This is a genomic window from uncultured Nevskia sp. (assembly GCF_903885465.1).
In the GTDB taxonomy this organism is placed as follows: Bacteria; Pseudomonadota; Gammaproteobacteria; order Nevskiales; family Nevskiaceae; genus Nevskia.
Window position 1 is genome coordinate 1 of sequence record NZ_CAISIQ010000086.1, and the last position, 10,946, is coordinate 10,946.

Sequence of the window (10,946 nt, forward strand, 5' to 3'; positions counted from 1 at the left end):
CAAAGTAATGTCAACAGACCCTAGAGCGCCCGAGCATGGCCGGACCCTTGATACGCAGCGTCATCCTGAGCGGTGCCGCCGAGAAGATCCGCCAGTACGGACGCAAACCCGGCGCGATCGCCCGCAAGACGGGCATTCCGATGGACGCCCTGTCGGACCCGGACCTGCTGGTAAGTGGCCGCGCCGTGATGGCGTTCTTCGAACTGGTGGCCACCGCGTGCCGGCGCCGAACCTTCGGCCTGGAGATGTCGGTGGGCGCCCATCTGGGTGCGGTGATCGGGCCGCTGTGGCTGCTATTGCGCAATGCCTTGACGGTCGAGCAGATGTGCATCGACCTGGCGAAGCACTTCGATCTTTACAGCAGCGCCGCGGTGATGACCTACCGGCCGACCAAATCCGGCGGCTTCCTCCACTGGTCTGCCGCCATCGGGTCCGGCGAGAGCGAAGTGCAGATGTCGGAGTTCGCGGTCGCCACGATACTCGGCGAAATCCGCATGCACGGCCCCCCAGGGTGGACGCCGCCGGGCGTACATTTTCGGCACGAAGCGCCTGCGGATCTGCAACTGCACCGGCGGATATTCGGGCCTCACCTGCACTTCAACAGCGAACATAACGCCATCGAACTGGACACAGCGATCCTGCGCCGCCCGCATTCGGCCGCAGAGCCGCATGTGCGGTCCCTCGTGCAGAAGGTGCTGCGCGACGACGAAGGATCCTCCGCTGCGCCGATCGAGCTTCAGGTGGAGGGTCTGATCCGCGCGCTGCTGCCTTACGGATCATGTTCCGCAGACGACGTGAGCCAGGCACTGGGGATTTCGACACGCACCTTGCAGTTGCACCTGAACCAGGCGGGACAGAGCTTCCGCTCGATCAAGGACTCCGTCCGCGCGGATCTCGCCCAGAAGTACCTCAAGCATTCCGGTCTGAACGCCACACAGGTGGCAGCGCGACTCGGATACGGCGACCCGACATCGCTGAGCCGCTCCTTTCGCCGCTGGCACGGCACTTCCGTGCGCAGTAAGCAGCGTGCTCTGAAAGCAAACGCGAAGATTCTTCCGCGGCCTGCCCAGCGATGATCAGAGGCGACGCGCGATGCCCGGGCTCGATCTCGAAAGGTAGCTTGAGGTCTGGCGGCTCTCTGTTTCCGCAGCCCGCGCAGGGGGAACAGCCGCAGGCGCACCCCATCTTCCGTAATGAAGCAGAGTTGCTGCTTGACGGGATGCGCGGCCGTACAGCCGGCCTTTCCCACCCTACTCGGGCTGCCACCCTTGATCGTAAGGTTGGAAGCGCCACATCCTTCAGAAAAGACAGTTTGACCGGAGGATTCAGAATGCGATTTTTACGCTGCGCGACAAAGTTCAGCAGTAAATTTTCTCAGTTGGTCAGTTCATTTTCAATCATGCATAAGGAGCGTTGAATGGCTGGAACTCCACATCCTGTCCTGGCAGTCGACGAGCGCTTCCGTGGATACCTTTCGCCGAACGCTTGGACGCTTTGCGTAGGAGCTGGGATATCCAAGGGCATTGCTCCAGAGTGGTATGACCTTACATTCGAGGTCGTTCGCGAATCGTTCGGTAATGGCATTAAAGAGTCCGATTTTTCAGAGTTGGTAAAAGATTCGGGATGGACGCTCGATTCATGGATTCAAGCGGCGGCTAACGCGCACCTTCTCAAAGGTGGATTGCCAGAAGAATTCAAAGACCTTATAGAATCGAAGTTATACGCAAAAATTCGGGATAAGGCTAAAGGCATGGGCATAGAGAGGCATCTTACAAAGGTGCTGAACTATCCAAAAAATGAACCCAAGGATCGTGTTATTGAAGTATGCAACTTAATTGAATCAGCATTTCCTAACAGTTCTTTAGTACAAATCGCTGAAACCCTAATTCAAGCAGCAAAATCAGGTCATGGTCCGAAAGCAGTTCTCACCTTTAATGCAGACACATTCTTAGAGACGTTTATCGATCTTCGTCTGCGCCGGGATCACTATCTTGGTCCTGGACCTCACGGACATCCAAACTACAGCTATGTTCAGGTTACTCGTCCAGCAAATGCTAGCGGATCGAAGATACCCATAATTCACTGTCACGGATGTGTAGCGCCACGTTGGTCTTCAGTTAAGAATCCCCGAGACTCACGAGATCGCCTTGTGTTTCTTGAGCAAGAATATTTGGCCATGGCCGAAAGTGGAGCCGCATGGGCGGAGACGGTGTTCTTGTACCACGCTCAATCGACGAAACTTGTGTTCGCAGGCTTATCTATGTCGGACACAAATATTCGAAGATGGATGAGTGCTATGAATCTGGAGCGCGCCAAGGATCGTCATATATTCGAGTATGCTGATCGTCCAAATCCTGACCATATTTGGATTCGTCCACGACCAAAAGAAGAAATAGCATGTGAGCTCTTATTGTCTTCGCTGCATCATTTAGGAATTCGCCCAGCGTGGATCTCTTCTTGGAGTGATCTAGGCAGGGGATTATCGAATCTGAGCGCGGTTCCGATTGTGAGTACTAAATAAGAATTAAAATCTTAGTAGGGCGGGAAAGCCGCAGGTGCATTCCGTCTTCCGCGAAATACTGCGTGGCGGGATGCGCGGCCATGAAGCCGGCCGTTTTCTCACCCTACGATTCTCTCTTCTTCGACATCAGCGCCGACAACGTCGGCCTGCACCTTAAATCCTTTATGAGGAGGAGAAACTTCGTCGCAAGGCAACTACCTAGGAATCCTCGGTAGTTCAAACCGAGAGCAGACAGGAGGTCGGCGGCCGGTCACGCTAAAACCTCGATGCCATCCTCAACACCAGCAGCGACCAGATCGTTCAACAAAACTGCGTCGGCACCACAATCCCATAGCGCTTCATCCGCCGGTAGATCGTAGCCCGGCATAGGTTCAGGTCGCGGGCGACTTCGCTGATCACCCAGTGGTGGCTGCGCAAGGTGCTGAGCAGATGCTGGTCCTCGCCTCCGCCAACTTCGCATTGGTCTTCATCGGGAACCACGCTCGCTGTCGCAACTGACGGTGATGCATCGACAGTGAGCGCAGCGCTGACCGCTGCGTCACGGACTTCGGCGGGAAGATCGTCGATCTCGATGCCGCGCGTCTCGGCCATCGACAGCGCATAGCGCAGCACATTGCGCAGTTCGCGGATATTGCCGGGCCAGCGGTAGTGCAGCAGCAGTTCCAGCGCCTGCGGGGCGATCCAGTCCGAAGTGCCGAGTGCGCCGGCTTCGTCACGCAGGATGCGGCGGATCAGGAAGGTGCGGTCCTGGCGCTCGCGCAGCGGTGGCAGGTGCAGCGTGGCACCTGAGAGGCGGTAGTAGAGGTCTTCGCGGAACTGGCCGGCGGCGATCTGTTCGCGCAGCTTGCGGTGCGAGGCGGCGATGACGGTGAGGCTCAAGGGAATCGGCTTGTCGGCGCCCAGCGGCAGCACCTCGCCTTCCGACAGCACGCGCAGCAGGCGCGTCTGCAGCGCCAGCGGCATGTCGCCGATTTCGTCGAGGAACAGGGTGCCGCCGTCGGCGCGCTGGATCAGGCCGACCATGCCGCGGCTACGGGCGCCGGTGAAGGTGCCGGGCTGGTAGCCGAACAGTTCGCTTTCGATCAGCGATTCCGGCAGGGCTGCGCAGTTGATCGCGACGAAAGCCTTGGCGGCGCGCGGGCTGGCCTGGTGCAGGGCCTTGGCGAGCACTTCCTTGCCGGTGCCGGTTTCGCCCTGGATCAGCAGGTTGAACGGCCGGCTGGCGAGGCGCTTGGCCTGGCTGATCAGCTGGCTCATCTGCGGATCGTTGTCGGCCAGCGCTTCCAGTTCGGCGACGTTGCCGGGCACGGCTGGCGCTTTGCTGCTGGAGGTGGATGCAGTACCGCGTCGCGGCCCGCGCACGGTTCCGTAATAAGTCTGGTCGGTCCAGGTTTCGAGCAGGCCGCAGTCGTCGGCCTCGGTGCCGCGCGCCAGCCGCCAGATGTCGCCTGCACGATTGCGGAACACGGCGGCGAGACTGTGGCCAATCAGGCTGCCGCGCACCACGCCTTCGACGGTCAGCTGCAACTGGCTGCGGGCGCCGCTGTTGGCGCCGACGATCACGCCATCGGCATCGAAGGCGAGCATGGCTTCGGCATTGACGTCGACCAGCGCCGGATTGCGGCTCATCTTGAGGATCCAGCGGTTGCCGAAATGGCGGATGAAGTTGGCGTCCTCGATCATCCGGCCGTACAGCGCGGTGAGGCGGCTGATCAACTGCTGGTTGCCGCGCGACTGCGAGGTGGTGACCGTCGACAGGTCGAGCACGCCCATCAGTTCGCCTTCCGGATCGTAGAGCGGCGTGGCCGCACAGCTGAGATCGAGATTGCCGGCGTAGTAGTGATCGCTGCTGTGGCAGGTCAAGGTGCGGCGCTCGGCGAGACAGGTGCCGATGCCGTTGGTGCCGGCGGTCTGCTCGTGCCAGTTGGCACCGGCGACGAGGCCGGCGCGGAACGGCGAATCGGTAGCCTGGGCGCCGAGGAAATCGAGCGCGATGCCGTCGGCATCGGCCAGCATCAGCACGTAGTCGAGATCGGCGACCTGGGCATAGAGCTGCTCCATGCCGGCCCGCGCCGTGCGCAGATAGCGCGCGTGCTGCTCTCGACGCTCGCGCAGCTTGCCGGAGGACTCCACCTGCATGCGATGACGGCTCGAAGGATTCAGGCCGTAGTCGTTGTAGCAACGGAGCCAGGATCGGTGGATCGGATTGTCATCGGCGAGCGCTGGAACAGCGGCGTGCCGGCCGACGATGTTCATCACCGTGTTGATGTGGCTTTGCGATGTGTTCATTGAACTCCCCTTCTTCAAGACTTCTGATGCTTGAAAGCCCTCTCCCCCCGGGAGAGGGGAGACCAGCAGCAGCGCTACTTCCGTTGCCGTCCTCGCTCCGCCAGCAGATCACGCAAGGATTTCGAGGCCGGCTTCAATGGCGCCCTTGCCTGCGTCCATCCGCCTTGCCAGGGCGGCGTCAGCCAGTTCAGGCGGGCGGCGAACCAGACCAGCAGCCGATAGAGCGCGGGATGGCTGTAGAGCAGGCGCCAGACTTTCCAGGCCAGCGCTTCGGCCAGTTGTCGCACTTCGCCCTGCCCGCGCAGCGCCTGCTGCGGTGGCGTGGCGGACTGCGCAACGCTGTGGCGGCCGGCTTCGCGCAGGCGCATCAGCATGTCCGGGATCGGGATGCCCACCGGGCAGACCTCGCCACAGGCACCGCAAAGGCTGGACGCGGTCGGCAGATGCCGGGTCTCTTTCAGGTTCTGCAAATGCGGCGAAATGATGGCGCCGATCGGCCCCGGATAAGTGGTGCCGTAGCTCAGCCCGCCGACCCGCGTGTAGACCGGGCAATGATTCATGCAGGCGCCGCAACGAATGCACTGCAAGGTCGCCCGGAAGCGCTCCTCGCGATAAGCCTGGGTGCGGCCGTTGTCGAGCAGGATCAGGTGCATCTCGCGCGGCCCGTCCTTCTCCCCTGCCCGACGCGGGCCGGTGATCACGTTGAGATAGGTGGTGATGGCCTGGCCGGTGGCCGAGCGGGTCAGCAGCGCGAACAAAGGTGCTACGTGTTCCAGCTTCTCGATGACCTTCTCGATGCCGGTGATGGCGATGTGCACGTCCGGAACCGAAGTGCACAGCCGGCCATTGCCCTCGTTCTCGACCAGCACCAGCGAGCCGGTCTCAGCGACCATGAAGTTGACGCCGGAAACGCCGATGCGTGCTGCCGAGAACTTGTCGCGCAGCGCTCGCCGGCCGATGGCGATCAGCTCGTTGACGTCGTCGGTGAGCGGCGCGCCCTTGATGTGCTCGTGGAAGATCTCGGCGACGTCCTGCTTGGTCTTGTGGATGGCCGGCATGATGATGTGGCTGGGGCGATCGCCATCGAGCTGCAGGATGTACTCGCCCATGTCGGTCTCGACGCACTCGATACCCTGCGCCGCCATCTCGTGGTTCAGCTCGATCTCTTCGCTGACCATCGACTTGCCCTTGACCATCAGGCTGGCGTCATGGCGCCGCGCCAGGTCGAGGAAGATGCGATTGGCATCGGCTGCGGTTTCCGCCCAATGCACCTGCACACCGAGCGAAGTGAGCTTGTTTTCAAGCTGTTCCAGCAGCTCCGGCAGCTTCGACAGCGCCTGCTGACGCACCGCTTCGCCGACCTTGCGCAGGCGTTCGAAGGCTTCGAGATCCGGGAACTGCTGGGCACGGCGATCGATCAGGAAATCCATCGCGCCGGTGAAGCTGTCGCGCAGCTTCGGGTCCTTCAGAGCGGCGCGGGCATTGGCCTGGAAATCGGCCAGCTTGATGGCCGTTGCGCCACTCATGAGCGGCCTCCGTCCTGCACCAGCAGGATCACCAGTTCGCGCGGCCCATGAGCGCCGTAGACCAGCATGCGCTGGATGTCGGCGGTCTTCGACGGGCCGGTGATGGTCAGCAGATTGCTCGGCATCGCACTCGCCCAGCCGTAGTGCCGCATCGCCGATAGCAGCGAGTCCTGCAGCTGGCTTTCACGCAGCAGCGCGATGTGCAGTGGCGGCACCAACGACAGCGTGCGCGGCTCGGCAATGCTCGGCATCACCAGCAGGCTGCCGCTAGCGGCGATGCCACCAAGCGTGGTGGTGATGCCGGCGTCCGCTGCGAACAGCTCGGGCTTGAGTGCTGCGATCTCGCGATCGAACCAGCGCAGTTGCTGGGGCGGCACGCAGGCTTGAAGGGTGTCGGCGATCTCGCTGCCGGGACCGGCAAACAACTGGCGCGGCGCGCGTGCACGCAGCAGCGCCTGCAAGGCTTCCGGCCAGCCGGCTTGTGTGGTTTCGATGACCTCGGCACGCCAGCTTCGGGCGTGACGGATGAAACGCTGGGTGCGCGTTTCCCCGGCCGGATCGGCCACCAGCGGCAACAGCGCAGCAGAGACATCCAACGGCGCGCTCTGCGGATCACGCGTGGCGGCGCGCAGACGTTCGAAGATCGCGCTGCGCGCGCGCAGCGACTCGGCGGACGCGCTCACCGAGCTTCCCCGCCATCGAGGCGTTCGCGGATCAGGCTGGCGATGTGCTGGCCGCGCATCAGATCACGGCGCTTCTTGAGCATCAGGTTGAGGCTCAGCAGGCAGCCGCAATCGGCGCTGACCATCGCGTCGCAATCAGTGGCGCGGATCGCGTCGAGCTTGTCGGAAGTCATCGCAGCGGAGATTTCCGGATGCTTGACCGAGAAGGTGCCGCCGAAGCCGCAGCACTCGGATTCATGGGCGTGCTCCACCAGTTCCACGCCGGGCAGGCGGCTCAGCAGTTCGCGGCCGCATTCCAGCGTGCCCATCTCGCGGCGCGCGCTGCAGGCCGTGTGCAAGGCCACCCGCAGCGGCCGGCGGCTGGCGCTATCCAGTTTCAGATCGGCGACGTTCAGCAGGTAATCGGTGAATTCGATGGTCCGCGCCGAGATCGCTTCGGCCTTCGCCAACTTCACGGGATCATTCGCGAACAGCTTCGGCCAGTGATGCTTGAGCATGCCGCCGCAGGAACCGGAGGGCACGACGATCGGCCAGGGCTCCGGAAACAGATCGAGCTGCGCAGCGGCGACCTTGGCCGCTTCCTCGGGGAAGCCGGTGGTGTAGGCCGGCTGGCCGCAGCAGGTCTGCCGGACCGGAAAGTGCACGTCGACGCCACTGCGTTCGAGCACGTCGATGGCATCGAAACCGGCTTCCGGCGCGAACATGTCGATGACGCAGGTGGCGAAAAAATAGACGTTCCGTTTGCCGTCGCGGGCTACGGATTCGGGTGGGGATGCGGGTGTTGGGGACATGGCCTCCTCCTGGAGCGCTTCCGGCTTTCGCCCGGCGCATTCATGTTGTCGTTGGGCCGAGTCTGGTCATCGGCAGCTCGCCTGTGATATTGGTCGGACCAATTCGGAAACCACTGACATGAGCGAACCTCTGTTGCAGCGTGGCGACGCCGTCGCGGAAGCGATCGAGCGGGCGATCGTGGCGCGCGAATTCGAAGACCGGCTACCGCCCGAGCGGGCACTGGCCGAGCGCTATCGGGTATCGCGCGGCACGGTGCGGGAGGCAATCGGCAAGCTGGTGGCGCGCGGTCTGCTGAGCCGCCGGCAAGGCGCCGGCACTTTCATCAACGACGACACCGATCGGCGCACCGCGGAGATCTGGTCCGACATGGTCGAGCGGCATCCACGGCTGCAGGAAAGCCTGATCGAGTTCCGCACGATGATGGAATGCCGCACCGCCGAACTGGCCGCGACGCGACACACCACCGCGGATCGCCGGCGCTTGCAGCAGGTGGCGCGCGATGTCGATGCCGCTTACGGTGCCAGTGACCGGCGCGTGCAGATCGAGGCCGACGTGGCCTATCACCGGGCGATCGCCGATGCCGCCCACAACCCGGTGTTTTCCTACCTGATGGGCTCGCTGCTGAACCTGCTGCACGACCACGTCCAGCTCAGCATTGCCGGCATGCAGCCGGACACGGAACCGTCACGGCAACTGCGTGCGCAGCAGCAGACGCTGATCGACGCGATCCTGTCCCGCGACGCCGCAGCAGCCGGCCGTGCTGCCGGCCGCCACATGGACTACGTGCGAGTGCAGCTCAACGACCTGCGCAGCGTGGCGTAAGCCGCGGTCGCAGTCGCGTCAGGGCGCAACGGTGGCCTGATTCTGCCGGGCGATCTTTGCCTCGGCCTTGGCGAGCGCCTGCTTGAAGCGTGGATCATCGCGATAGCCATCCCAGATTGGCGACAGCCGCAGGTCGGCCAGATTCTGCGCCGTGGGATCGTCGGCCAGCGCGCTCAGAGCGTCGAGTGCTTCGTCACGCAAGCCCGCCAGTGCCAGAATGCTTGTCCGCGCGTCGCGCGTCGCGAAGCTCGCGATCTGGTCGTTGCCAGCAGACTCGACCGCCATCCTTGTGTCGCGTCGCGCCGCTTCGGAATCACCGAGGCCGGCTTCGATCATCGCCAGACTGGCCTGCAGAATACTGTCGCCACCCAGGCGCTCGCGCAGGTCGGCAATCCGGGCAAGGCCTTCCTTGAAGGTGGCCGTCGCCGCCTTCTCATCCCCCTGCCAGCGCTGGGACCAGCCGAGCAAGGGGTAGTAATCCAGGGTGCCGCCGTCCAGTTCGAAATCCGGTGCCGCCAGCGCCGCCCGGTAGCCCGCGATGACGGTGGAGAAATCACGGCGAACGGTCGCCAGCGACAGCTTGACGCTCATCATCCAACCGCTTTCGATGTCGAGCGGCTGCGAATCGAGCAGGCGACCTGCCGACTCGATATCGCCCTCGTCCAGATAGCTACCGGCCTTCTGGGAGATCAGAACGGCATTGCCCGGATTCAGCGCGAGTCCACGGTCGAGCCAGATTCGGGAGGCCGCCGTGCGGCCGAGAATGGACAACGATTGGACGAGCATCGACACGAAGGAGATGTTGCCGGGATCGAGCGCGATTGCCTGCTGCAGCAGTTCGATCGACCGCTCGTAGTGGCCGGCGCGACGCTCCACGAGCCCGCGCGCGCCGAACACTTCGGCGCTGTTCGGCAGGCGCTGGCCGGCTTCAGCAAACGCTGTGCGCGCGCCATCGAAATCGAGCGTGCGATAGAGCAGATAGCCGCGCGCCAGCCAGCTTTCGGCGGCCTCCGGTGCCAGCTCCATCGCCTTGGCCGCCTCACTGCGTGACGCTTCGAGCCGCCCGCTGTCGAGATCCAGCCTGTTGAAGTGGATCAGGCCATCGACGATCGACTTGTAGGCCCAGGCCTGTGCGAAGCCGGGATCCAGGCGCACGGCTTTGGCGAAATTCTCCGAGGCCGCGCGCAGCAGCACCGGCGAGAACGCCGCCTTGTGGCCTTCGAGGCCGCGCAGATAGGCGTCATAGGCAGCAGGATTGAGCGTCGGCTTGCGCGCCAGCTGCTGCCGCTCTTCACCGCTGAGCCGCGCGTCCAGCGTCTGCGCGATGGCCGTGGCCACCTCGCCCTGCACGCCGAGAATGTCATCGGTGCCGCGATCGTAGATCTCGCCCCACAGATGGGTGTCGTCGGCCGCGCGGATCAACTGCACATTGATCCGGACCTTGTTGCCGACCTTCTGGACACTGCCTTCGAGGATGTGGGCGACGCCGAGCCGGGCAGCGATCTCCTTGAGATTGCCCGGATGGCCGCTGTATTCGGCGGTCGAGGTCCGCGAGGTCACGTGCAGCGCGCCGACCTTGGCCAGCCGGGTCAGGATCTCGTCCTGGATGCCGGTGGCGAAGTAGGCGTTTTCGGCATCCGCCGACAGGTTCTCGAACGGCAGCACGGCAATCGACTTGTCGGCAGAGGCGGCGGCGGGCTTGCGCAGCGCCAGGCGATCCGTCAGCAGCAACACCACGGCCAGCGCGAGCACCGCGATGATCCAGCGATCGAGCGTCTTGCCGGTCTGCCGGGTGACCGATTCGCTGCGGTCGATCTCGCTTTCCAGCTTGATGCCTTGCGGCGTCCATTCGTAAAACCAGGAAAACAGCATCGCGAATGGAAAGCCGATCACCACGGCGATGACGACGATCCGAACGGTCTCGTTCGGGATATCGAAGAAAGGAAACACCTGCGTGGCGATCTGCACCAGCAGCCAGGCGGCGCCGGCATAGAACAGCGCCGCGCGATGGACGTTGCGACGCTGCAGTTCGAGGAGCAACGAGGGGCGACTCACAGAACTCCCGGAAACCGTGTCATGGCAGAACGTCGGCCGAAGGATAACCCGCCTTATGTCTTCCGCCGACGGAAACGAATCAGGGCGCCGAAGCGCCCTGATCGTTCACAAACAGACTTCAGTCTTGAATCACACGGCAGAAGGTCAACAAGCCGACTCGTCTTGCCGTCGATCCCATGCCGACAGCACGCGTGGGTCCCTCGCCGGGTGACTCGCGTCTTTAATTTTTCGTCTTGTCGACCAGCTTGTTCTTCGAGA

Annotated in this window: 8 protein-coding genes; 3 read left to right on the top strand and 5 right to left on the bottom strand. The window is 63.1% G+C overall.

Annotated elements, in window-relative coordinates; translation table 11 throughout:
- Positions 1 to 35: 35 nt before the first annotated feature.
- Together QZY06_RS03210 and QZY06_RS03215 are read left to right on the top strand one after the other, a co-directional pair.
- On the top strand, positions 36 to 1,076 hold the full coding sequence (locus QZY06_RS03210; RefSeq protein WP_295680121.1) for an AraC family transcriptional regulator: 1,041 nt from the start codon (positions 36 to 38) through the stop codon (positions 1,074 to 1,076).
- 341 nt (positions 1,077 to 1,417) lie between these two features.
- On the top strand, positions 1,418 to 2,521 hold the full coding sequence (locus QZY06_RS03215) for an SIR2 family protein (protein ID WP_295680124.1): 1,104 nt from the start codon (positions 1,418 to 1,420) through the stop codon (positions 2,519 to 2,521).
- Between the two features lie 300 nt (positions 2,522 to 2,821).
- Here the strand turns inward: QZY06_RS03215 and QZY06_RS03220 are convergent, their stop codons facing one another.
- The 4 genes from QZY06_RS03220 to QZY06_RS03235 all read right to left on the bottom strand — a co-directional run bounded on the left by QZY06_RS03220 (position 2,822) and on the right by QZY06_RS03235 (position 7,810).
- Positions 2,822 to 4,810, bottom strand: coding sequence for a sigma-54-dependent Fis family transcriptional regulator (locus tag QZY06_RS03220; protein ID WP_295680126.1), 1,989 nt, complete (start codon positions 4,808 to 4,810; stop codon positions 2,822 to 2,824).
- 74 nt (positions 4,811 to 4,884) lie between these two features.
- Positions 4,885 to 6,336: a LutB/LldF family L-lactate oxidation iron-sulfur protein gene (locus tag QZY06_RS03225; RefSeq protein WP_295680129.1), complete on the bottom strand. Its 1,452-nt coding sequence runs from the start codon at positions 6,334 to 6,336 to the stop codon at positions 4,885 to 4,887.
- Entirely contained in the window at positions 6,333 to 7,019 is a 687-nt protein-coding gene (locus QZY06_RS03230) for an LUD domain-containing protein (protein WP_295680132.1), read from the bottom strand. Before QZY06_RS03230 ends, QZY06_RS03225 begins: the two co-directional genes overlap by 4 nt.
- The gene (locus QZY06_RS03235; RefSeq protein ID WP_295680134.1) at positions 7,016 to 7,810 is read right to left on the bottom strand and encodes a (Fe-S)-binding protein; all 795 of its coding nucleotides are present in this window, start codon (positions 7,808 to 7,810) and stop codon (positions 7,016 to 7,018) included. Before QZY06_RS03235 ends, QZY06_RS03230 begins: the two co-directional genes overlap by 4 nt.
- A gap of 118 nt (positions 7,811 to 7,928) precedes the next feature.
- On the opposite strand from QZY06_RS03235, the gene QZY06_RS03240 reads away from it, so the two are divergent.
- Positions 7,929 to 8,633: a FadR/GntR family transcriptional regulator gene (locus QZY06_RS03240; protein ID WP_295680136.1), complete on the top strand. Its 705-nt coding sequence runs from the start codon at positions 7,929 to 7,931 to the stop codon at positions 8,631 to 8,633.
- A gap of 18 nt (positions 8,634 to 8,651) precedes the next feature.
- On the opposite strand, the gene QZY06_RS03245 is transcribed toward QZY06_RS03240, so the two are convergent.
- Positions 8,652 to 10,673, bottom strand: coding sequence for a hypothetical protein (locus tag QZY06_RS03245; RefSeq protein WP_295680139.1), 2,022 nt, complete (start codon positions 10,671 to 10,673; stop codon positions 8,652 to 8,654).
- Between the last annotated feature and the right edge of the window lie 273 nt (positions 10,674 to 10,946).